Annotated in this window: 23 protein-coding genes; 21 read left to right on the top strand and 2 right to left on the bottom strand. The window is 64.3% G+C overall.

The features are described from left to right. Positions 1–19 precede the first annotated feature (19 nt). The 7 genes from G3574_RS05405 to G3574_RS05375 all read left to right on the top strand — a co-directional run bounded on the left by G3574_RS05405 (position 20) and on the right by G3574_RS05375 (position 5,818). The gene (locus tag G3574_RS05405) at positions 20–529 is read left to right on the top strand and encodes an NUDIX domain-containing protein (protein WP_163961043.1); all 510 of its coding nucleotides are present in this window, start codon (positions 20–22) and stop codon (positions 527–529) included. Positions 530–638: 109 nt separating this feature from the next. Continuing rightward, complete coding sequence (locus G3574_RS05400; RefSeq protein ID WP_163960976.1) at positions 639–866, top strand: sulfurtransferase TusA family protein; 228 nt, start codon at positions 639–641, stop codon at positions 864–866. Between the two features lie 306 nt (positions 867–1,172). Then, a complete protein-coding gene (locus G3574_RS05395; RefSeq protein WP_163960975.1) occupies positions 1,173–1,922 on the top strand; it encodes an electron transfer flavoprotein subunit beta/FixA family protein in 750 nt (249 codons plus the stop codon). 24 nt (positions 1,923–1,946) lie between these two features. Further along, positions 1,947–2,876 (top strand): electron transfer flavoprotein subunit alpha/FixB family protein, encoded by a 930-nt coding sequence (locus tag G3574_RS05390; protein ID WP_163960974.1) that lies wholly within the window; start codon positions 1,947–1,949, stop codon positions 2,874–2,876. 180 nt (positions 2,877–3,056) lie between these two features. Beyond that, a complete protein-coding gene (locus G3574_RS05385) occupies positions 3,057–4,847 on the top strand; it encodes an acyl-CoA dehydrogenase (RefSeq protein ID WP_163960973.1) in 1,791 nt (596 codons plus the stop codon). Between the two features lie 143 nt (positions 4,848–4,990). After that, positions 4,991–5,419, top strand: a complete 429-nt coding sequence (locus tag G3574_RS05380; protein ID WP_163960972.1) for a DUF4864 domain-containing protein — start codon at positions 4,991–4,993, stop codon at positions 5,417–5,419. A 180-nt stretch (positions 5,420–5,599) separates the two neighbouring features. Beyond that, positions 5,600–5,818, top strand: a complete 219-nt coding sequence (locus tag G3574_RS05375; protein WP_163960971.1) for a DUF1059 domain-containing protein — start codon at positions 5,600–5,602, stop codon at positions 5,816–5,818. 20 nt (positions 5,819–5,838) lie between these two features. On the opposite strand, the gene G3574_RS05370 is transcribed toward G3574_RS05375, so the two are convergent. Further along, a complete protein-coding gene (locus tag G3574_RS05370; protein WP_163960970.1) occupies positions 5,839–6,261 on the bottom strand; it encodes an NINE protein in 423 nt (140 codons plus the stop codon). A gap of 187 nt (positions 6,262–6,448) precedes the next feature. On the opposite strand from G3574_RS05370, the gene rpsP reads away from it, so the two are divergent. From rpsP to G3574_RS05315, 11 genes are all read left to right on the top strand, one after another. Beyond that, on the top strand, positions 6,449–6,703 hold the full coding sequence (rpsP, locus tag G3574_RS05365) for a 30S ribosomal protein S16 (protein WP_163960969.1): 255 nt from the start codon (positions 6,449–6,451) through the stop codon (positions 6,701–6,703). 49 nt (positions 6,704–6,752) lie between these two features. After that, positions 6,753–7,277, top strand: coding sequence for a ribosome maturation factor RimM (rimM, locus tag G3574_RS05360; RefSeq protein ID WP_163960968.1), 525 nt, complete (start codon positions 6,753–6,755; stop codon positions 7,275–7,277). An 18-nt stretch (positions 7,278–7,295) separates the two neighbouring features. Continuing rightward, positions 7,296–8,045, top strand: a complete 750-nt coding sequence (trmD, locus tag G3574_RS05355; RefSeq protein ID WP_163960967.1) for a tRNA (guanosine(37)-N1)-methyltransferase TrmD — start codon at positions 7,296–7,298, stop codon at positions 8,043–8,045. 118 nt (positions 8,046–8,163) lie between these two features. Beyond that, positions 8,164–8,547 (top strand): 50S ribosomal protein L19, encoded by a 384-nt coding sequence (gene rplS / locus G3574_RS05350; RefSeq protein WP_163960966.1) that lies wholly within the window; start codon positions 8,164–8,166, stop codon positions 8,545–8,547. Between the two features lie 138 nt (positions 8,548–8,685). Continuing rightward, positions 8,686–9,354, top strand: a complete 669-nt coding sequence (locus G3574_RS05345) for a CoA pyrophosphatase (RefSeq protein WP_163960965.1) — start codon at positions 8,686–8,688, stop codon at positions 9,352–9,354. Between the two features lie 99 nt (positions 9,355–9,453). Then, on the top strand, positions 9,454–10,404 hold the full coding sequence (locus tag G3574_RS05340; RefSeq protein ID WP_163960964.1) for a CobD/CbiB family protein: 951 nt from the start codon (positions 9,454–9,456) through the stop codon (positions 10,402–10,404). A gap of 223 nt (positions 10,405–10,627) precedes the next feature. Further along, positions 10,628–10,972: a DUF3579 domain-containing protein gene (locus tag G3574_RS05335; RefSeq protein WP_163960963.1), complete on the top strand. Its 345-nt coding sequence runs from the start codon at positions 10,628–10,630 to the stop codon at positions 10,970–10,972. A 165-nt stretch (positions 10,973–11,137) separates the two neighbouring features. After that, on the top strand, positions 11,138–14,401 hold the full coding sequence (locus G3574_RS05330) for an EAL domain-containing protein (protein ID WP_163960962.1): 3,264 nt from the start codon (positions 11,138–11,140) through the stop codon (positions 14,399–14,401). A 78-nt stretch (positions 14,402–14,479) separates the two neighbouring features. After that, a complete protein-coding gene (locus G3574_RS05325; protein ID WP_163960961.1) occupies positions 14,480–15,133 on the top strand; it encodes a DUF599 domain-containing protein in 654 nt (217 codons plus the stop codon). A 74-nt stretch (positions 15,134–15,207) separates the two neighbouring features. Further along, entirely contained in the window at positions 15,208–16,599 is a 1,392-nt protein-coding gene (gene fumC / locus G3574_RS05320) for a class II fumarate hydratase (RefSeq protein ID WP_163960960.1), read from the top strand. Between the two features lie 234 nt (positions 16,600–16,833). Next, positions 16,834–18,381: a methyl-accepting chemotaxis protein gene (locus G3574_RS05315; protein WP_235953036.1), complete on the top strand. Its 1,548-nt coding sequence runs from the start codon at positions 16,834–16,836 to the stop codon at positions 18,379–18,381. A 58-nt stretch (positions 18,382–18,439) separates the two neighbouring features. Here the strand turns inward: G3574_RS05315 and G3574_RS05310 are convergent, their stop codons facing one another. Next, positions 18,440–19,426: a LysR family transcriptional regulator gene (locus G3574_RS05310; RefSeq protein WP_163960959.1), complete on the bottom strand. Its 987-nt coding sequence runs from the start codon at positions 19,424–19,426 to the stop codon at positions 18,440–18,442. Positions 19,427–19,529: 103 nt separating this feature from the next. Here G3574_RS05310 and G3574_RS05305 point away from each other — a divergent pair, with 103 nt between their 5' ends. From G3574_RS05305 to G3574_RS05295, 3 genes are all read left to right on the top strand, one after another. After that, on the top strand, positions 19,530–20,237 hold the full coding sequence (locus G3574_RS05305; RefSeq protein ID WP_163960958.1) for a histidine phosphatase family protein: 708 nt from the start codon (positions 19,530–19,532) through the stop codon (positions 20,235–20,237). Positions 20,238–20,244: 7 nt separating this feature from the next. After that, entirely contained in the window at positions 20,245–21,015 is a 771-nt protein-coding gene (locus G3574_RS05300) for an SDR family oxidoreductase (RefSeq protein ID WP_163960957.1), read from the top strand. Positions 21,016–21,130: 115 nt separating this feature from the next. Further along, positions 21,131–22,360, top strand: coding sequence for an acyl-CoA dehydrogenase family protein (locus G3574_RS05295; RefSeq protein ID WP_163960956.1), 1,230 nt, complete (start codon positions 21,131–21,133; stop codon positions 22,358–22,360). The last annotated feature ends 60 nt before the right edge of the window (positions 22,361–22,420 follow it).

Genomic DNA, 22,420 nt, shown 5'->3' with positions numbered 1-22,420 from the left:
CCAGTACCGCTATTGCCCGATGTGCGCTGCGCCCCTGGTGCAGCGCGCCGACACCGGAGAGGCCGGCAAGCTTCGCCTTGCCTGCCCCGACGGCCATTGGACGCACTGGGACAACCCGCTGCCGGTGCTCGCCGCCCTGGTGGAAATCGGTGACCACGCATCGGGTGAAAGCCGTATCCTGCTGGCGCGCAATGCCGCCTGGCCGGAAAAGATGTTCGCCCTCATCACCGGCTTCATGGAGCGCGGCGAAACGCCGGAGCAGGGCGTCGCCCGCGAACTCAAGGAAGAAACCAACCTCGACGCCGATGCCGTCTCGCTCATCGGCGTCTATGAGTTCGTCCGCAAGAACGAAGTCATCCTCGCCTACCACGTGAAGGCCTCGGGCACGATCCGGCTTTCCGAGGAACTGGTGGATTACCGGCTCGTTGCGCCCGAGAAACTTCGACCCTGGCGGGCCGGGACCGGCTATGCCGTCGCCGACTGGATGGAAGCCCGCGGATTGCCGGTTGAATTCCTTGACTGGTCTTGAGCCAGACTGACTATCTTAATAAATTCCACTTACTAACTTGTTGCGTCGCACAAGCACTCCCATATTTAGGGTAGAATTTTTCCCACCTCTTTGGCAGTGAACGACGAACATGGAATTTCACAAAGACCTGGATGCCCGCGGACTCAATTGTCCGCTGCCCATCCTGAAGGCCAAGAAAGCCCTGGCCGACATGTCGACCGGCGAGATCCTCCGGGTGATCGCCACCGATCCCGGTTCGGTCAGGGATTTCCAGGCCTTCGCCCGCCAGACCGGCAACGTCCTCGTCGGACAAAGCCAGGACAACGACGAGTTCACCTTCTTCATGCAGAGAAAATAAGATTCCTCGCTGGAAAGGCTTGGTCTTCCGAACAAGGGATGCCTGCCGGAATCCTCCCCATTGACGCGCCGCATGGCGCGTTTTTTCGTTTACGCCATCCTTTGCCGTTTTGCTGTCCGGGCAGCGCCAATCCTGGTCCCCGAGGACATTCTCTACTCGGTTTTTTTGACCAACGCCCCCAATATGAGGCATACTCTCATCCAATTAAACGAACGGTCGTGCTAAATTCTTTCGCACGGATAAGTTCTCTTTATAATCACGGTTTGGTTTACGTTAACGTCAATTGTTTTTTACAAGGGCACAGCTATGAAAGTTTTGGTACCAGTCAAGCGCGTGGTGGACTACAACGTCAAAGTCCGCGTCAAGTCCGACGGCACCGGCGTGGACATCGCGAACGTCAAGATGTCGATGAATCCCTTTGATGAAATTGCCGTCGAAGAAGCTACCCGCCTGAAGGAAGGCGGCAAGGTCACCGAGATCATCGCCGTGTCCGCCGGCCCGACCCAGTCGCAGGAAACCCTGCGCACCGCGATGGCCATCGGCGCCGACCGCGGCATCCTGGTCGAGACCGCCGAGGAACTGCAGCCGCTGGCCGTGGCCAAGCTGCTCAAGGCCGTGGCCGACAAGGAACAGCCCCAGCTCATCATCCTCGGCAAGCAGGCCATCGACGACGACTGCAACCAGACCGGCCAGATGCTTGCCGCGCTGCTGGGCTGGCCGCAAGCCACCTTCGCCTCCAAGGTCACCGTCGAGGGCGACAAGGCAACCGTGACCCGCGAAGTCGACGGCGGCCTGGAAACCGTGGCCCTGCAGCTGCCGGCCATCGTCACCACCGACCTGCGCCTGAACGAGCCGCGCTACGTCACGCTGCCTAACATCATGAAGGCCAAGAAGAAGCCGCTGGAAAACGTCAAGCCGGCCGACCTGGGCGTGGACGTCACGCCGCGCCTGAAGACCCTGAAGGTCGCCGAGCCGCCCAAGCGCTCCGCCGGCATCGTGGTCAAGACGGTCGACGAGCTGGTCTCCAAGCTCAAGAACGAAGCCAAAGTCATCTAACTCATTCAGATACGGATTTCCACCATGACCGCACTCGTCATTGCTGAACACGACAACGCTTCGCTCAAGGGAAGCACCCTCAACACCGTCACCGCGGCCGCCCAGTGCGGCGGCGACGTCCATGTCCTGGTTGCCGGCCACAATGCCGGCGCCGCCGCCGAAGCCGCGTCCAAGATCGCCGGCGTCTCCAAGGTGCTGCTGGCCGACGCCGCGCATTTCGCCGACGGCCTCGCCGAGAACGTCGCCGAGCAGGTGCTGGCGATCGCCTCCGCCTACAGCCACATCCTCGCGCCCGCCACCGCCTACGGCAAGAATATCCTGCCGCGCGTAGCCGCCAAGCTGGACGTCGGCCAGATCTCCGAGATCATCAAGGTCGATTCGCCCGATACCTTCGAGCGTCCGATTTACGCCGGCAACGCGATTGCCACCGTGCAATCGGTCGACCCGGTGAAGGTCATCACCGTGCGCACCACCGGCTTCGACGCCGCCGCCGCCAGCGGCAACGCCGCCGTGGAAACCATTTCCGCCGCGCCTGACTTCGGCAAGTCGTCCTTCGTCAACCGCGAGCTGGCCAAGTCCGACCGTCCGGAACTGACCGCCGCCAAGATCATCGTTTCCGGCGGCCGCGGCATGGGCTCGGGCGAGAACTTCAAGATCCTCGAACCGCTGGCCGACAAGCTCGGCGCCGCCATGGGCGCGTCCCGCGCGGCCGTCGACGCCGGCTTCGTGCCCAACGACTGGCAGGTCGGCCAAACCGGCAAGATCGTTGCTCCGCAGCTGTACATCGCGGTCGGCATCTCCGGTGCGATCCAGCACCTGGCCGGCATGAAGGACTCGAAGACCATCGTCGCCATCAACAAGGATCCGGAAGCGCCGATCTTCTCGGTGGCCGACTACGGCATCGTCGGCGACCTGTTCGAGCTCGTGCCGCAGCTCGTCAGCCAGCTGGGCTGATGACCTGAGCGCGGTTTCACGCGCAAACAACAAAGGGTTGGCCACGAGGCCATCCCGCCGCAGTAAATACGTCAAGAAAACCGGGCGGGCATGCCGGGATTGTCGCAAGGCTGACAGGAATTTCTTCCATCATGCCGGACAATCCCGGTATTCCTGCCTCTCTCTTATCTGGAGACCCCGATGAGCTACGTCGCCCCGTTGAAGGACATGCTGTTCGTGATCAACGAACTGGCCGGCCTGTCCGAAGTGAATGCCCTGCCTGGCTGCGAAGACGCCAGCCCCGAAACCGTGGAAGCGGTCCTCGAAGAAAACGCCAAGTACTGCAGCGAAGTGGTCGGCGAACTCAACGTCGCGGGCGACAAGGAACCCAGCTTCTGGAAGGATGGCACCGTCACCACCACCAAGGGCTTCCGCGATGCCTACAAGGCCTTCGCCGAAGCCGGCTGGCAGGGTGTGCAGCACCCCGTCGAATTCGGCGGCCAGGGCCTTCCCAAGCTGGTGGCGACCCCCTGCATCGAAATGCTCAACTCGGCGAATCTTTCCTTCGCCCTGTGCCCCCTGCTGACCGACGGCGCCATCGAGGCGCTGCTGACGGCCGGCAGCGATGAGCAGAAGCGGATCTACCTCGGCAACCTCGTCTCGGGCAAGTGGACCGGCACGATGAACCTCACCGAGCCCCAGGCCGGCTCCGACCTCGCGCTGGTGCGCACCCGCGCCGTGCCCCAAGGCAACGGCACGTACAAAGTCTTCGGCACCAAGATTTTCATCACCTACGGCGAGCACGACATGGCGGAAAACATCGTCCATCTCGTGCTGGCACGGACGCCCGACGCGCCCGAAGGCGTCAAGGGCATTTCGCTCTTCGTCGTGCCGAAGTTCCTCGTCAACGAGGATGGCTCGCTGGGCGAGCGCAACGACGTGCACTGCGTGTCCATCGAGCACAAGCTCGGCATCAAGGCCAGCCCGACCGCCGTGCTGCAGTTCGGCGACCATGGCGGCGCCATCGGCACCCTCGTGGGCGAAGAAAACCGCGGCCTGGAGTACATGTTCATCATGATGAACGCCGCCCGCTTCGCCGTCGGCATGCAGGGCGTTGGCGTGGCGGAACGCGCCTACCAGAAGGCCGTGCAATATGCCCGCGACCGCGTCCAGTCGCGCGACCTCGCCGGATCGAGCGGCCCGGTCGCGATCATCCATCATCCGGACGTGCGGCGCATGCTCATGTCCATGCGCGCCCAGACCGAGGCCGCCCGCGCGCTGGCCTACGTCACGGCCGCGGCTTACGATGCGGCCCATCACCACGCCGACGACGCCGCGCGCAAGGCCAACCAGGCGTTCTACGAATACATGGTGCCCATCGTCAAGGGCTGGTCTACCGAACTGTCCATCGACGTCACCTCCACCGGCGTGCAGGTGCACGGAGGCATGGGTTTCATCGAGGAGACCGGCGCGGCGCAGTACTACCGCGATGCCCGCATCCTCCCGATCTACGAAGGCACCACGGCGATCCAGGCCAACGACCTCGTCGGCCGCAAGACGGCGCGCGACGGCGGCGCCACGGCGAAAGGCATCCTCGCGCAGGTGCGACGCACCGAGGAAGAACTGTCGGCGTATGCGTCGGGCGATTTGGCGGTGATCCGCAACCAACTCGCGGCCGCGTCGAAGTCGCTGGAAGAGGTCGTGGATTTCGTGGTCGCGCATTCGCGGTCGGACATCAAGGGCGTTTTCGCCGGCAGCGTCACCTACCTGAAGATGGCCGGCATCGTGCTCGGCGGCTGGCAGATGGCGCGCGCGGCGCTCGTGGCCGAACGCAAGATCAAGGCAGGGGAGGGTGACGCCAGGTTCTACGCGGCCAAGATCGCCACGGCGCGCTTCTTTGCCGATTACTTCCTGACCCAGGCACCGGGACTGCGCACCGCCATCGTCGAGGGCAGCGCCGGCGTGCTGGCCCTGGCGGAGGACCAGTTCTAGGTCGATTTGACGAAGTGCAACACTTGGTGAAACGGGCGGCCGCGAGGCTGCCCGTTTTCCTTGAACGAGTGAACTCCGGGCCGCCGCCAGACTCTCTCCAGTAAGCGCAATGTTGGCGTTTGCTTGGCGTCTCGGAGGGTGTCATGAAACGTTTGCTGGTAATGGCCGGATTGCTGTCGGCGCTCGCCGCGCCGCTCTGCAGGGCGATGGATGCGATCACCACGGCGGACGCCATTGCGATCCACGAAGTCGTCGAGTCCCAGCTCGAAGCATTCGCCAACGACGATGCCAACAGCGCCTTCGAACTCGCCACGCCGGAAAAGCGGATGATCCTCGGCTCCGCCGACCGCTTCCTGCGCCTCATCAAGGAGCAGTACAACCCCATCTACCGCTACCGCAACACCATCTTCATGCGGCCGGAAGTCATCGAGGGCGAGCCGATCCAGATCGTCCGGGTGACCGACAGCGAAGGCAAGGTCTGGGTAGCGGTTTTCTGGATGCAGCAGGAAGACGACAGCAGCTGGAAGGTCGATGGCTGCCAGCTGTTCGAGACCAGCAGCATTTCCACCTGAGACGTCTCCCATCCTGGATTTCCTCCGGGGAAGCGATGCGGCCCGCGGTTCGATCTGCGTCAAGTCCCGACGCGCCAACCCTCTTGTGTCTCGCCCGCCGCGCGCCTATAACACTCTTGGCGCGGCAGGTGCCTGCCGCCGTTCCGGCATCCCGGCGCCGACTCTCGAAGGAGGGGCATCATGAACCGCAAATACATCGATTGCAGGGAATTTCCGAGTGACATGCATTGCACCGTCGCGATCGCCGCCGATGATGACCAGGAATTGATCGAGGCCGCCGTTCAGCATGCGGTGACGGTGCACCAGCACCAGGACACGCCGGAACTGCGCGAACAGATACGGCAGCTCTTCCATGAAGGCACGCCTCCCGTCGAAGCGCCAGCCGCGCACGCCCACTAGGAAGCTTTCCTGCCCTCGGATCAGCCGTACGCGCCCCCGGTGTAGAGCAGGTCGAAGGCCCGGGCGATCGCCGCGATCAGGGCGATCGCCCCGAAGCCCAGCGTCAGCACCAGGAGGATGGCCAGCGGCCAGCCCGAACGCGAACTTCGGCCCGACGCCGGGTTGAAGCGGGAGTCCCATTTGTCGTCCGCCGTCAGGCCGATCACCAGCGCCTCGATCAGGCCTGCCAGTACCGACACCACCAGCGGTGCGCCGGTGTAAAGCCGCGGCTGGCCGGGATAGGCGATGACCAGCAGCGTCGCCAGGGGCAGGCAGGCGGCATGGATCCAGCCCCAGAAATCACGCGGCCCGTACAGGTAGAATCGGTGCGCCCCGATGCCGCCCAGCAGGGCGGCCAGGAAAGTGGCGAGCGTCTTGTTCTTGTGGCGGGGGGCGGTCTGCATGGGCTGGAATCCGGTCGTGCAATAATGCGGCGGCTGCCCGCCGGCGACGGGCGCGCGTAGTGTGCCCTACACGGTGCCCGATTGCAATCCGGCCAAACCAAAGGAACGCCAATCTTGCCCAAAGTGCGGAAAGCAAGCTATAATTCCCGGCTTTTTCCGCCCTCGAACAATTTTTTGGAAGCAGATTATGGTCGTTATCCGTCTTACCCGCGCCGGTGCAAAGAAGCGCCCCTTCTACAACATCGTTGCCGCTGACTCCCGCAATCGCCGCGATGGCCGCTTCATCGAGCGCATTGGTTTCTACAACCCCGTTTCCGCCGGCAACGAAGAATCGTTCCGCATCGCCCAGGACCGCCTGGCACACTGGCAAGGCGTCGGCGCCCAGCTTTCCCCGACGGTCGCCCGCCTGGTCAAGGCAGCCGGCAAGAAAGCCGCCGCCTGATTCACCGCTTCACTGAGGTTTACCCTCGAACATGAATAGCATGTCAGGGATGGCCATCCCTGAGGATCTGGTGCTGGTAGGACATATCATCGGCGCCTACGGCATCAAGGGTTGGGTACGCATCCGTCCTTATTCCTCCGATGCCGACGCCTTGCTTCACGCCAGGACATGGTGGCTCGACAAACCCGCGCTGCGGGACGTCGACATGATGCAGGCCAAGACTCACGGCGAGGATGTCGTGGCGCAGTTGATGGGCGTGGCTGACCGCGATGCCGCGGAAGCGCTGAAAGGCGCCACCGTGCAAGTCCGCCGCAGCCACTTCCCGCCGCTCGAGGACGACGAGTTCTACTGGATCGATCTTCTCGGCCTGGCCGTCGAAAACCTGCAGGGCGAGTCGCTGGGCACGGTGGCGGACCTCATGGACAACGGCGCGCATCCCATCCTCCGGGTGCAGCTTGCAGTGACAGGCGAGGAGAAGGCCCGCGAATGGCTGATTCCCTTCGTCGACCAGTTCGTCAAGACGGTAGATCAGCAAGCGAAAAAGATCACGGTCGACTGGGGCCTCGACTTCTAAGTCGGGAAATGGACCGAGATGGAATTTGACGTCGTCACGCTTTTCCCCGACATGTTCGCCGCGATCACCCAGTCGGGCATCACCCGCCGGGCGTTCGAGCAGAAGAGATGCGCCTTGTCGTTGTGGAATCCCCGGGATTTCACCACAGACAACTACCGTACGGTGGATGACAGGCCGTACGGAGGCGGGCCCGGCATGGTCATGCTGGCCAAGCCGCTGGAAGCCGCGATCGACGCGGCCATGCAGCGCCAGGCCGAGCGAGGACCGGGCAAGCCAAGGGTGATCTACATGTCCCCGCAAGGCACGCCGTTGACGCATCGCCGGGTGATGGAGCTCACGAAGGAGTCTGGACTGGTCCTGTTGTGCGGTCGCTACGAAGCCGTCGACCAGCGATTGCTGGACCGGCGCGTGGACGAGGAAATCAGCCTTGGCGATTTCGTGCTTTCCGGCGGCGAGTTGCCGGCGATGGCGCTGATGGACGCAGTTGTCCGGCAGTTGCCCGGCGTGCTGAACGATGAAGGTTCCGCGGTCGAGGACAGTTTCGTCAACGGCTTGCTGGATTGTCCGCACTACACCCGGCCGGACGTGTACGAGGGCGTTGCGGTGCCGCCGGTCCTGATGGGCGGCAATCATGCGGAGATCGGGAAGTGGCGTCGCCAGCAGGCACTGCTTGCAACCCTGAAGAAGCGGCCGGACCTCATCGCCAGCGCCCGCGCGGCGGGTCTTCTGACGAAGGCCGATGAAAAGTTTTTGAGCAGTTTGCAGTAACCAGGCAGTACGCAGTATCGCGCAACAGCGTCTCCAACGAGGCCTGCTGCATGTTCAACCCCATCCTCTACCGGGCATTACATAAAACGCGCCGGCAAGATGGTTCCAGGAGCCAAGCATGGATCTGATCCAGAAACTCGAGCAAGAAGAAATCGCCCGTCTGGGCAAAAACATTCCCGACTTCGCACCGGGCGACACCGTCGTGGTGAACGTCAACGTCGTGGAAGGCACCCGCAAGCGCGCACAGGCTTACGAAGGCGTCGTGATCTCCCGCCGCAACCGCGGCCTCAACTCCAACTTCATCGTCCGCAAGATCTCTTCGGGCGAAGGCGTTGAGCGTACCTTCCAGCTGTATTCCCCGCTGATCGCCTCGATCGAAGTCAAGCGTCGCGGCGATGTCCGCCGCGCCAAGCTGTACTACCTGCGCCAGCGTTCGGGCAAGTCCGCGCGAATCAAGGAAAAGCTGCCGACCCGCCGCGTGACCGGGCAGGCTGCAGAGTAATCGCTTTCGCCGCATCGCCGGCAATTGCATTGAAAGGCACCCTCGGGTGCCTTTTTTTCATCATGCGCCAACCTCGGCGTGATTCATCCCGACACGATAAAATCGTGGTTTCCCCCTCTGCGTCCCCGGATTACCGTCTTGTCCAAACTGCATTTCGACCCTGAACTTTTGCCCGTCATGGCGACCGCCGGCGAGCCCGCGGTGCCTCCGGAGCGCCTTGCCGCCGACTACCTGCGGCGCCACTTCGCCGCGCAGCCCGCATGGACGCCGGAAGTCTCCGACGAACAACGCATGCGCAAGGCCGACGTCAAGCCGACGCCGGCGGCCGTGCTGATGCCCATCGTCCAGCGCGAGGAGGGCATGACCCTCCTGCTGACCCAGCGCACGGCGCATCTGAACGACCATGCCGGCCAGGTCAGCCTGCCAGGCGGACGCGTGGATGAATCCGACACAACGGTCTTCGAAACGGCCTTGCGCGAAACCGAGGAAGAGGTTGGCCTGCATCGCCGCCATATCGACATCCTCGGAACGCTGCCGGATTACTTTACCGGCACCGGATTCCAGGTCACGCCGGTGGTGGCCCTGGTCGAACCGCCCTTCGAACTCAGGGCGGATCCCTTCGAGGTCGCGGAAATCTTCGAGGTCCCCTTGTCCTTCCTGATGGATGGCGCCAACCACCAGCGCCGCGCCATCGAGTTTCCGGGCGGCGGAACGCGGGTGTTCTACAGCATGCCCTACGACCGCTTCTTCATCTGGGGCGCGACCGCCGGCATGTTGCGCAACCTCTTTCATTTCCTGCGCGCCTGACCCAACGCCGCCCATGAGGCCACCAAGCGCAGGCAAGCCGTTTGATTCCAGCGTTGCCCTGCGTTATCGTATCGGCTATACGTCTCCACGGGTTTCCTGATGACTTTCCTTTCGATTCTCTGCGCGCTGCTGATCGAGCAGCTCAAGCCCCTGCGCGCGGACAACATGATCTACGCCTGGGTAAAGCAATTCGCCGCGCGGATGGAGGCTTCCTTCAATGCCGGCCAGCAGAGCCACGGCAGGCTTGCCTGGCTGGTCATCATGGCGGCCCTGATGGTGCCGACCGCGCTGATCTACTGGCTCTGCACCAAGCTGCCCTTCGCCGCGCTCGCATGGAATATCCTGGTGGTCTACCTGACCCTCGGTTTCCGGCATTACTCGCACTATTTCACTTCCATCCAGATCGCCTTGAGCAGCGGCGACGACGCGGCGGCGCGCAAGCTGCTGGCCGAATGGACCAAGCAGGACACTTCCGCCATGGATGCCTCGGAAATCGCCCGGGTGGCCGTGGAAAAGGCCCTGGTGACGACCCATCGCAACGTGTTCGGCGTGTTCTTCTGGTTCCTGATGCCGCTGGGACCGGCTTGCGCGGTCATGTACCGGGTGGCGGAATACCTCGCCCGCGCCTGGAACGAGCCGGAGCACATGCGCAACGAAGCCTTCGGCGTCTTCGCCGCCAAGGCGTTCTACTACATCGACTTCATTCCCGCACACCTGACGGCCAGCGCCTTCGCGGTCGTCGGAAACTTCGAGGACGCGGTCTACGCCTGGCGCAACTTCGCGGATCGCTGGAACGACAAGGCCGTCGGCATCATTCTCGCGGCCGGCGGCGGCGCAATGGGGTTGCGCCTCGGCGACACCAGCAAGACCGCCGCGACCATGTCGGCCCCGGACGCGGTCACCATCGACGGCGTTGCCGAATTCGATCCCTTCCCCGGCGAAGAAGCTGGAACCCGCGCCCTGCAGAGCACGGTCGGCCTAGTTTGGCGCGCCTTGCTGCTCTGGATGCTCATGCTGCTGCTGCTTTCCACGGCGGTCTGGCTGGGCTGATTTTCCTCCGTGAAAGATGATGTGTTTCTCACAATGCGAAATATTGTTTCACGCCAAGTCTTCTATAAGATATAATATGCAAGAATACTGAAAGCTTGGCGCTGCATAATAGCGGCCAGCAACAGTGTGACGGAATGAACCCGATTCATCCCGTACACCGGTGTCGTTCGCCCCACCAAGGCGCATGACGGGAGCAGCAACCGCTAGATAGGCAAGCCGACACATGGCCGATTCCACCTCCGATCGCAAACCGCCCGCCAAGGAATTCTTCATCCAGGGATTGACCAGCGACGGCCGCCAGTTCCGTCCCAGCGACTGGGCGGAGCGCCTGTGCGGCGTGATGTCCTGCTTCCGTCCCGAGGGCAGCGGCGGCCGCCATGCCCATCTCCAGTACTCGCCCTACGTCAGGCCAACGGTGCTCGGCGGGGTGAAATCGGTGATCGTCAGCGAGGAACTGCGGGATCTCGAGCCGCTCGCCTACCATTTCGTCCTCAACTTCGCCAAGGACAACGACCTGCAGATCGTCGACGCCTGCCTGCTTCCAGAACCGCCCGCCAAGAAGGATTGAGCCCGGCACCGTCCGGCCGAAAAGCCGCAGTGTGGTTCCCGCATCCACATCCTGGCGCCGAAGAATCGATCGAGCTTTTCCCACGGCAATAAATCCGTTACTCTTAGGACCATTCGTCGTGACAGGGTGCATCCTGCCCGCGCGTCCCGATGCCTCGAGAGTCCAATGAATCACCGCCGATCGCCACTTTTTCTCTCCCTGTCCGCCGTGATGGCATTGGCAAGCGGCATGGTTGCGACGACCGTTGTGTTCCTGGGGCTGCGCAGCCTGGAGCAGGACCGGCTGAACTTCGAATTCCGCCAGCGCGCCGAGACCCGGATCCGCGTCGTCCAGCAGCAGCTCGATGACACCGTGCAGGTCGTCAAGATCCTGAACAAGCTTTTCTACACCGTCCAGCCCATTTCTCGAGAGCAATTCCACGAATTCACGCTGCCCCTGGTCAAGCGGCATTCCTACATCCAGGCATTCAACTTTCACCGCTATATCCCGGAAGAGCAGCGCGCCGCCTACGAGCAGGAACTGCAGCGCCTGATCCCGGCGGCCCGGATGATGGAAATGTCCGGAGATACCCTGAATCCCGCGCCGGCGCGGCCACGGCATTACGTGGTCGACTACATCGAACCCTTGCCGGGCAACGAGGCGGCGCTGGGTCTCGACGTCTTCAACAATGCCACCCTCATGGAAACGGTCCGCAGCGCCACCGACAGCGGCGAAGCGGCCGCGACCCGGCTGCTCACCCTGGTTCAGGGCGGCGGACGGGTGCGCGGCTTCCTGGTAGTGATGCCGGTCTACCGCGCCGGCATGCCGCTCGACACCGTCGAGCAGCGGCGCGCGGCGATGGTCGGCGACACGGCAGCCGTGTTTAACGCGTCCGGCCTGATCAACAAGATCCTCGCGCAGAACGAACTGCTCGACGACCCTTCCATCACGATGCATGTCTACGCCGCGGACAAGCCGGACGAAGACGCGCTGGCCTTCCGGTCGGGCAGCCGTCCGGCCAGCCCGGCGGCCTCGCCGGGCGCGGAATGGCTGCAGCTGCTGGCCAGGAAGCCCCAGCTGCTGACGCACCAGTTCGACGTCGCCGGAAGACGGTGGACCATCCAGGTCGGCGAAGACCACCTGGCCATCCCGGTCAAGACCCGTGGTTCCAGCTATGCGCTCGCCGGCGGCATCCTGATCAGCATCCTGCTCGCCGCCTACCTGCACGCCATCGCGCGGCGTTCGCGCCAGGTCCAGGACCTGGTAGAGCAGCGCACCGCGCAGCTGAGCGAGGCGAACGCCATGCTCATCGACGACATCGCGGCCCGCAAGCGTGCGGAAGAGGGCCTGCAATTGCGGCACCGCGCCATCGAAGCCAGTCCGAACGCCGTCATCCTGACCAGCGCCGAAGCGCCGCTGTTCCCGATCGAATACGTCAACCCCGCCTTCGAACGCATCACCGGCTACGGGCCGGCCGACACCATCGGCCGCAGCATGAACATGCTGTGGGGCGACGACCACGACCAGCCGGAGCTCACCGAATTGCGGGCGGCGGTGCGCGAACTGCGCGACTCGCATGCCATCCTGCGGACCTACACCAAGAGCGGCGACCAGTTCTGGAGCCACATCCACGTTGCTCCGGTGCGCGACGAGACCGGGAATCCCAGCCACTTCGTCGTCTCGCTGATGGACATTTCGGCCACCAAGCGCTACCAGGCGGAGCTCGAGTTCCAGGCCAACCGCGACACGCTCACCGGCCTGGCCAACCGCAACCTGCTGCGCGACCGCCTCGCGCAGGCGACCGCCTTCAGCCAGCGCTACGGCCAGCCGGTCTGGCTGCTGTTCATCAACCTCGACCGCTTCAAGTTCATCAACGACACCCTGGGCCACAAGGCGGGCGACCAGCTGCTCAAGACGATGGCACAGCGGATGCAGGATGCGGTGCGCGAAACCGATACCGTGGCCCGCCTGTCGGCCGACGAGTTCGTGATGATCCTTCCCGAACGTTCCGACAACAAGCTGGTGCCGGCCACCATCCAGCGCATCATGGACGCCATCGCCGGGCCGACGGTGATCGAAGGCTATGAGTTCGTCATCGGCAGCAGCGTGGGCGTCGCCGTCTGCCCCGGTGACAGCGTCGAACCCGAAGCCCTGATCAAGTACGCCGGCATCGCGATGTACCGGGCCAAGGAAACCGGGCGCAACAATTTCCAGTTCTACACGTCCAGCATGAACGAGCGCGCCATGGAAAGGCTGCGCCTCGAGGGCGACCTGCGCAACGCCGTCGAGCGCGGCGAGTTCGTGCTGCATTACCAGCCCCAGGTCAGCGTCGACAACAACCAGGTGGTCGGCGTGGAAGCCCTGATCCGCTGGCAGCATCCGACCCTCGGCCTGGTGTCGCCGGCGCGCTTCATCCAGATTGCCGAGGAAATGGGCCTGATCGTGCCGATCGGCGCCTGGGTCATGCGGACCGCGTGCCGGCAAAGCATGGCATGGCAGCGCGAGGGCTATGGCGAGGTGCGGGTCGCGGTCAACCTGTCCGCCCGCCAGTTCTACCAGCAGGACCTCGCCACCACGATCTTCGACATCCTCCAGGAAACCGGGCTACCGCCGCACCTGCTGGAACTCGAGCTGACCGAAAGCATGATGATGGCCGACGTCGAGCACGCCGCGCTGCTGCTGCGCAAGCTCAAGACGCTGGGCGTGCAGCTGTCCATCGATGACTTCGGCACCGGCTATTCCAGCCTTGCCTACCTGAAGCGCTTCCCGATCGACCTGCTGAAGATCGACCAGTCCTTCGTGCGCGACATCACCGTCGACCCGGACGACGCCGCCATCGTCACGTCCATCATTTCCCTGGCGCACAGCCTGCGCCTCGACGTCATCGCAGAAGGCGTGGAAACCGAGGCGCAGCTTGCCTACCTGCGGCGCCACGGCTGCGACTACATGCAGGGCTATTACTTCAGCCGGCCCGTTCCCGCGCCCGAGGTGGCCCACATGCTGACGCAGCGCAAGGAGCGTGCGCCCGCCTTGCCGGCAGTGAGCGGCAGGACGGTGCTGCTGGTCGACGACGATGTCGACATGCTCGTCCTGCTCAAGGAAGTGCTCGAGCTGGAGGCATACGAGGTGCTGGTTGCCGAGTCGGCCCACGAGGCGCTTGACCAGCTGGCGCGGAACGAGGTGCACGTCATCGTGTCGGACCAGCTGATGGGTGGCATGAACGGCAGCGAGTTGCTGAACCGGGTAAAGATCCTCTATCCGGACGTGGTGCGCCTCATTCTCTCCGGGGAATCGGGCGGCGACACCGTGATCGACGCCGTCAACCAAGGCCAGGTCTTCCGCTACCTGACCAAGCCGATCGACCGCAGCAAGCTCTGCGCCCACCTGCGGGATGCGTTCCGCCACCATGCGGCGATGCGCCTGGCAGCGGGGCAGCCGGAGGCGGTATGATGGCGCGACCATCCGGCAGCCGTCCCTCCGGACCCCGTCGATGACCCTCGCCTGATTCCCCGACATCCAGGAGCCGCCATGTCCGAGCTGGCGCAAGAACTGCTTGCCGTCGCCTTCAGCCTTGCCTTGCTGGCAGGGTACTACGCCTTCCTGGTGCGCCAGGTGCGCCGCGATCCCGACTACACCATCCACGCCATCAACCAGCGCGCGCGCCAGGTCTGGGTCGCGGAGGTGATGAGGAACAGCAGCAAGGACATCATGGCGGTGCAGGCGCTGCGCAACTACGTCATGGCAGCCACCTTCAAGGCCTCGTCGGCGGTACTGCTCATCATCGGCACGCTGACCCTGTCGGGACAGGCGGAAAACCTGTCGCACACCTGGCATGTGTTCGACGGCGCCGCAGGACCGGCGCCGGCCTGGTGGGTCACCAAGGTGGTCTGCCTGCTGACAGTGCTCATCGTGGCGTTCTTCGCCTTCGCCATGACCGTGCGCATCCTCAACCACGTGGTCTTCATGATCAGCATTCCCGCCGCCGAGGCGAACGGGCAGCTTGCGCCCGAGCGCGTGGCAGCGCGCCTGAATCGCGCGGGCAAGTGCTACAGCGTGGGTATGCGCGCCTACTTCACGACGGTGCCGCTGGTCTTCTGGCTGTTCGGCCCCGGTCTGCTGGTGCTGGCGAGCATCGGGCTCGTCCTCGCCCTCTACATCCTCGACCGCAATCCTGCAAGATAAAATCATTGACGGCAAGCAACACATGAACGACTTGTTCATGATGCAATCGAATCCAGATTTGTGGAGACGATGCCATGGCAGGCTCACGCACCGAACACGACACCTTCGGCCCGATCGACGTTCCCGCCGACCGCCTGTGGGGCGCGCAGACGCAGCGCTCGCTGCACCACTTCCATATTTCCACCGAACGCATGCCGGCCGAGCTGGTCGATGCGCTGGCGCGGGTGAAGCGCGCCTGCGCGCTCGCCAACCGTGAACTCGGCACCCTCGACGACAAGAAAGCCTTCGCCATCGTGCGAGCCGCCGAGGAAGTCATCGCGGGCCAGCATGCCGGCGAATTCCCGCTCTCGGTCTGGCAGACCGGCTCGGGCACCCAGAGCAACATGAACATGAACGAGGTGCTCGCCAACCGCGCCAGCGAGCTGCTCGGCGGCACCCGGGGCGAAGGACGGTCCATCCATCCCAACGACGACGTCAACCGCAGCCAGTCTTCCAACGACATCTTCCCCACGGCGATGCACGTGGCCGCCGCCACCGTGGTCGAGCGCCACCTGCTGCCCGCGCTCGAAGCGCTGCGCGGCACGCTCGCCGCCAAGGCGGACGCGTTCGCCGGCATCGTCAAGATCGGCCGCACCCACCTGCAGGACGCCACCCCGCTCACGCTCGGCCAGGAATTCTCGGGCTACGTCGCCCAGCTCGACCATGTGGCCGGACTGGTGCGCCAGACGCTGCCCACGCTCTGCGAACTGGCGGTGGGCGGCACGGCGGTCGGCACCGGCCTCAATGCGCACCCCGACTTCGGCCGGCTGGTGGCGGCGGAGCTGGAGCGCGAGAGCGGCCTGCCTTTCCGCAGCGCGCCGAACAAGTTCTTCGCCCTGGCCACGCATGACGTCATGGTGGCCGCGCACGGGGCGCTCAAGACCGCTGCCGTGGCGCTCATGAAGATCGCCAACGACGTCCGCTGGCTGGCTTCCGGGCCGCGTTCCGGGCTGGGCGAAATCAGCATCCCGGAAAACGAGCCCGGCAGCTCCATCATGCCCGGCAAGGTCAATCCGACGCAGTGCGAGGCGCTCACCATGCTGTGCTGCCAGGTCTTCGGCAACGACGTCGCCATCAACGTCGGCGGCGCCAGCGGCAATTTCGAGCTGAACGTCTTCAAGCCGCTCATCGCCCACAACTTCCTGCAGAGCGTGCGCCTGCTGGCGGACGGCGTCCGCAGCTTCGACGAACATTGCGCGCGCGGCATCGAGCCGAACACCGGCCGCATCGCCGAACTCATGGAACGCTCGCTGATGCTCGTGACCGCGCTCGCGCCGCACATCGGCTACGACAAGGCGGCGCAGATCGCCAAGCGCGCCCACAAGGAAGGCACCACGCTCAAGCAGGCGGCGCTCGCCTATGGCTACGTGAGCGAGGAAGATTTCGACCGCTGGGTGAGGCCGGAAGACATGACGGGGCCGCGCTGACGCGGTTTTCTTCGGCCTGCGCGGCCGCGGCTGTCTCATTCCCGGCAAGCTTGCCGGAACGGCATCGCCATGCCGGCGGCTTTCATGGACACTTTGTAAGTCCTGTGTAAAGAAAGCTGCGCATGCTTCGGCCATGTTCGCGTGCGAAACGGCAGCGGCATGCACGAGTCACGTGACAACGGCGGAGCGGACCGGCAATGGCGCCGGTCGACGCGCCCGCGCAAGGGGAGAAACATGACACTTCGCATCTTCCGCGCCATGCTGCGCGCGCTTGCCTGCACGGCCGCCGGCGTCCTGTCCGCCGCCTGCGCGCAGTGGCTCCTGCCGTCCATGAACGCGCTTTGGCTGGCGGCGCTGGCGGCAGCGCTGGCCGTCCTGGCCCACCGGCTGACCGCGGGGCGCAAGGAGAGCGCGGGCGATCAGTTTTCCCGCCGCATCGGCAACGAAATCGACGCCCTGATGATCGGTTCGGCGGAAACCTCGTATTTCATCGATTCCATCAAGAAGAAAATCGACGACGACACGCGCATCACCGACGAGATCGCGGGAAAGTCGCAGCAGACGGCGCAGACCACGGCGCAGATCGCCGCCAATGCCGAGCGTGCGTCCCAGATCGCCGCCAACGTGCGCAGCGAGAGCGTGGCCGGCAAGACGGAAGCCGACCAGGGCCTCCGGCAGATCAAGGATGCCAGCGAGGATGCCCGCCAGGCCATGGCGAAGATGACGGACCTGCGGGAGAGGGCGCGCCGCATCCATGGCATCACCGAGGTCATCAATGAGATCGCGGCACGCACCAACCTCCTGGCGCTCAACGCGGCGATCGAGGCGGCACGCGCCGGCGAGCATGGGCGCGGCTTCGCGGTCGTGGCCGGGGAGGTCCGGCAGCTTGCCCAGCGCACCAAGGTCGCGACCGACGACATCGGCGCGATGGTGCGGGAGATCAATGAAGAATCCGAGCGCGCCGGCGCGGGCATGTCGGCGCTGACCGCGCGCGTGGCCGAAGCCGCGCAGAACGTGGAGCGCGTGCACCGGCTGCTGACCAGCATCGAGCAGTCGGCCGGCGTGTCGCAGAAGGAGATCGAAATGATCGCCGCCGCCTCGCGCGAGCACGTCGACACCACCAGCCAGATCGCCTCCGCCATCTCGGCCATCAGCGACGGCTTGCGCGAGACCGAGAGCGAGCTGCCGCTTGCCGCCAGTTCGGCGATCATGCTCACCGAGCGCGCGGAAACCCTGTTCGACGTGGCGGCGCAATCCCAGTCGGCCACTTCCCACGACGCCATCCTGGAGGCCGCGACGCAGGCGGCGAAGGAGGTCGGCAAGGTCTTCGAGCAGGCGATCGCCGGCGGACAGATCACCGATGCGGCCCTGTTCGACCGCACCTACCGGCCGGTCCCCCACACCAATCCGCAGAAGCACACCACCGCCTTCGACAGCTTCACCGATCGCGTCCTGCCCGCCATCCAGGAGAAGCTGCTCGAGTCCATGCCCCAGCTGGTCTACGCCGGCGCGGTCGACGACAAGGGTTACTTCCCGACGCACAATCGCAAATTTTCCCAGCCGCTCACCGGCAACTACGAGGTCGACCTCGTCAACAACCGCACCAAGCGCATCTTCAGCGACCGCACCGGCACGCGCTGCGGCGCGAATACCAAGCCCTTCCTGCTGCAGACCTACAAGCGAGATACCGGTGAAGTCATGCATGACATGTCGGTGCCGATATACGTGAATGGCCGGCATTGGGGCGGGTTCCGGGTTGGGTATCGGTCGGTGTCGGTCTAGGCGGGATTGGCTGACTCTGTCATTCCTGCGCAAACGAACACGACGCCGAAGGCGAGAACTAGTCCGAACCTGCCTGCCCCCGTCCGCTTGCTGCCTTTCCACCCGCAGCTTTTTTGACGCGCCGCACGCCGGCCACCGCCGGATGCTGCCGCACCGACTCGATCACCTGCTCGCGTATCCACCTGTTCGCCGCGTCGTTGTCGACGTTGGCATGCCAGTAGAGGAATACGTCGAAAGGCGGGACTTCCATGGGGAAGGGCAGGATCTGGTTGCCGAACTGTTCGTTGGCGATATGGGCATATCGTCCCGGCATGGTGAGGACGAGGTCGGATTCGCTGACCACCCGGCAGGCGGCGAAATAATGCTGGCAACGAAGCCGTATGCGGCGTTCGAGACCGAGGCGGCTGAGCTCGAAATCCTCCAGTCCCGGGCCGCGCCGGCGCGAGCTTGCCAGGATGTGGTCCTGCGCCAGGTAGGTGTCGAGGTCCAGGCGGCCGCGGATCGCCGGGTGATCCCGGCGCACAACCACCACCGTCGTATCCTGGTAGATCCTCGTATGCAGGATGTCCTTGGACAAGGGCAGCAGCACGTCGATGGCGGCATCGAGCGTGCCGGCCGCAAGTTCGCTTTCCAGTTCGCGCCGCTCGACATGGCTGGCGGCGATGCCGACCATGGGCGCGTTGCCGCGCACGCGGTTCAGCAGCGGCGGCAGGATGGTGGCCTCCAGCACGTCCCGCAGCGCCAGGTTGAAGCCGCGGTCGCTGCTGGCCGGGTCGAAGCGGTCGAGTCCGTGCAAGGTCAGTTCCAGTCCGCGCAGCGAACGCCGCACCGGCTCGATCAGGCTGCGCGCCAGCGGCGTCGATACCATCGCATGGCCTTGCCGCACGAACAGCGGATCGTCGAACAGCTGCCGCAGGCGCGACAGGGCGTGGCTGATGGCGGGCTGGGTCAGGTTCAGTTTCTGGCTCGCGCGGGTCACGCTGCCTTCGGAATAGATAGCGTCGAAGACGGTGAACAGGTTCAGGTCGATGCGGGAAAGATGCATGGAATTAATGAAATGTGATTCGAACTATTCATTTGATCGATTTTAGACCAGGCGATATGCTGTACGCAAATCTCCAATCACCTGCCTTACCGGATACCTCGACATGGGACAGATTTACCTGGTGCGCCACGGCCAAGCCTCCTTCGGCAGCGCCAACTATGACCAGCTTTCCGACCTCGGCGCCGCCCAGGCCCGCCTGCTCGGCGAATGGTTCGCCAACGCGAAGCAGCGCTTCGACCGCGTCGTCACCGGCGCCCTGCGCCGCCACCGCCAGACCGCCGATGCCTGCTTTTCGGTGCTGCCCAAGAGCAGCATTGCCGAGACCGACTGGGTCACCGATCCCGGCTTCGATGAATACAACCACCACGAGGTGCTGGTGCGCCACCATCCGCCCTTCGAGGACCCGGAGGAGGTGAAGCGCTTTCTCGCCTCTCATCCCAAGGCCAAGCATGCGTTCCAGGAAATCTTCCAGGTCGCCATGGCGCGCTGGATGAGCGGCGAGCATGACGGCGATTACGCCGAGCCGTGGCCGGTGTTCCGCGAGCGCTGCGTCGCGGCCTTGCAGCGCCTGCTCGACGGCGCGGACAAGTCGCAGAACATCATCGTCTTCACCTCCGGCGGCACCATCGCCACCCTCTGCCAGCACCTGCTGGGCATCGGCGACCGGCAGGTGGCGGAACTGAACTGGTCGCTCGTCAATTGCGCCGTCACCAAGCTGCTTTACCGCCCCGGCCACGTTACCCTCAGCACGCTCAACAACTACGCCCACCTCGAATGGCTGGGCGATGCGAACTCCATCACTTACCGATAGGCCAGACATGAATCCCGACAAGCTCTTCGATCTCACCGGCAAGGTGGCGCTCGTCACCGGCGCCAGCCGCGGCATCGGCGAATCCATCGCCAAGACCCTCGCCGCCTACGGCGCGCACGTCATCGTATCGAGCCGCAAGCTCGACGCCTGCGAGGCGGTCGTTGCCGCCATCCGCGACGCCGGCGGTTCGGCCGAGGCCATGGCTTGCCACATCGGCGAGATGGCGCAGATCGAAGCCACCTTCCAGGAGATCGAAGCCAGGCATGGCAAGCTCGACATCCTGGTCAACAACGCGGCGACCAATCCCTATTTCGGACACATCGCCGACACCGACCTGTCCTCGTTCCAGAAGACCGTGGACGTCAACATCCGCGGCTACTTCTTCAGCTCGGTGATGGGCGTGAAGCTCATGGCCAAGAACGGCGGCGGCAGCATCATCAACGTGGCTTCCGTCAACGGCATCATTCCCGGCGACAAGCAGGGCATCTACTCGATCACCAAGGCGGCGGTCATTTCCATGACGCAGGCCTTCGCCAAGGAATGCGCGCAGCAGGGCGTGCGCGTCAACGCCTTGCTGCCAGGCGCCACCGACACCAAGTTTGCCTCGGCGCTGGTGCAGAATCCGGCCGTGCTGGATCGTCTCATGCCGCGCGTGCCGATGCGGCGCGTCGCGCATCCCGACGAAATGGCCGGCACGGTGCTCTACCTCGCGTCGGCGGCGTCGTCGTACACCACCGGCACCTGCATCAACGTCGACGGCGGCTACCTGATCGGCTGACCCGCCCGGGGAGATCTTTCCCACGGCATGCATTTTTTTCCTCCCCTCGCGGGGAGGCGGCCCTTGTCGTCCCTATCGCTTTCGTTTTTCTCTACCCTCACTCCGGAGCAACATCATGGATTTCCAATACAGCCCCAAGGTAAAAGAACTGCAGGCACGCCTGAATGCCTTCATGGACGAACACATCTACCCCAATGAAGCCAGGTTTCACCAGGAGATCGCCGACAACCGCCGCAACGGCGATGCCTGGGTGCCGACGAAACTGATGGAACAGCTCAAGGACAAGGCGCGCGCGGCGGGCCTGTGGAATCTTTTCCTTCCCGAATCCGACAAGGGCGCCGGCCTGACCAATCTCGAATACGCGCCGCTGTGCGAGATCATGGGGCGCGCCGGCTGGTCGGCGGAAGTGTTCAACTGCTCGGCGCCGGACACCGGCAACATGGAAACGCTGGAGCGCTACGCCAGCGAGGAAATCAAGCGGCAATGGCTGACGCCGCTGCTTAACGGCGAAATCCGTTCCTGTTTCGCCATGACCGAGCCGGAAGTGGCGTCGTCGGATGCCACCAACATCGAAAGCCGCATCACCCGCGACGGCGATCACTACGTCATCAATGGCCGCAAGTGGTGGTCATCGGGCGCGAACGACCCGCGCTGCAAGGTGTTCGTCTTCATGGGCAAGACCGACCCCGACAATCCCGACAAGCACAAGCAGCAGTCGATGATCGTCGTGCCGCGCGATACCCCGGGCGTGACCATCCTGCGCCACCTGCCGGTGCTGGGCTTCGACGATGCGCCGCACGGCCATGGCGAAGTGCTGTTCGAGAACGTGCGCGTGCCGGCAACGAACATCTTGCTGGGAGAAGGACGCGGCTTCGAAATCGCGCAGGGCCGCCTCGGCCCGGGCCGCATCCACCACTGCATGCGCCTGATCGGCCTCGCCGAGCGCGCGCTGGAGAAGATGTGCAAGCGCGCGCTTGGACGCGTCGCCTTCGGCAGGCCGGTCGCCGACCAGACGGTCACGCTGGAGCGCATCGCCGAAGCCCGCATCCTGATCGATCAGGCGCGCTTCCTCGTGCTCAACGCCGCGCAGATGATGGACACCGTCGGCAACAAGGCCGCGCTGAAGGAGATCGGCATGATCAAGGTCGCCGCGCCGAACATGGCATGCCAGGTGATCGACTGGGCCATCCAGGTCCATGGCGGCGGCGGCATGGCCGACGAGTTCCTGGCGCATGCCTATGCGAGCGCGCGTTCGCTGCGCATCGCCGACGGTCCGGACGAGGTGCATCGCAACCAGATCGGCAAGTTGGAACTGTCGAAGTACAAGCCGAAGAAGGCGCACTGAGAAGCACAAAAAATTTCGGAGCCGGTGCGCTTTCGCGCAGCGGCTCCGAAACGAAGCGGA

This window comes from Noviherbaspirillum galbum (assembly GCF_010974945.1).
GTDB classification, from domain to species: Bacteria; Pseudomonadota; Gammaproteobacteria; order Burkholderiales; family Burkholderiaceae_D; genus Noviherbaspirillum; species Noviherbaspirillum galbum.
The sequence above is the reverse complement of the archived record's forward strand: the minus strand, read 5'-3'. Positions and strand labels throughout refer to the sequence as shown.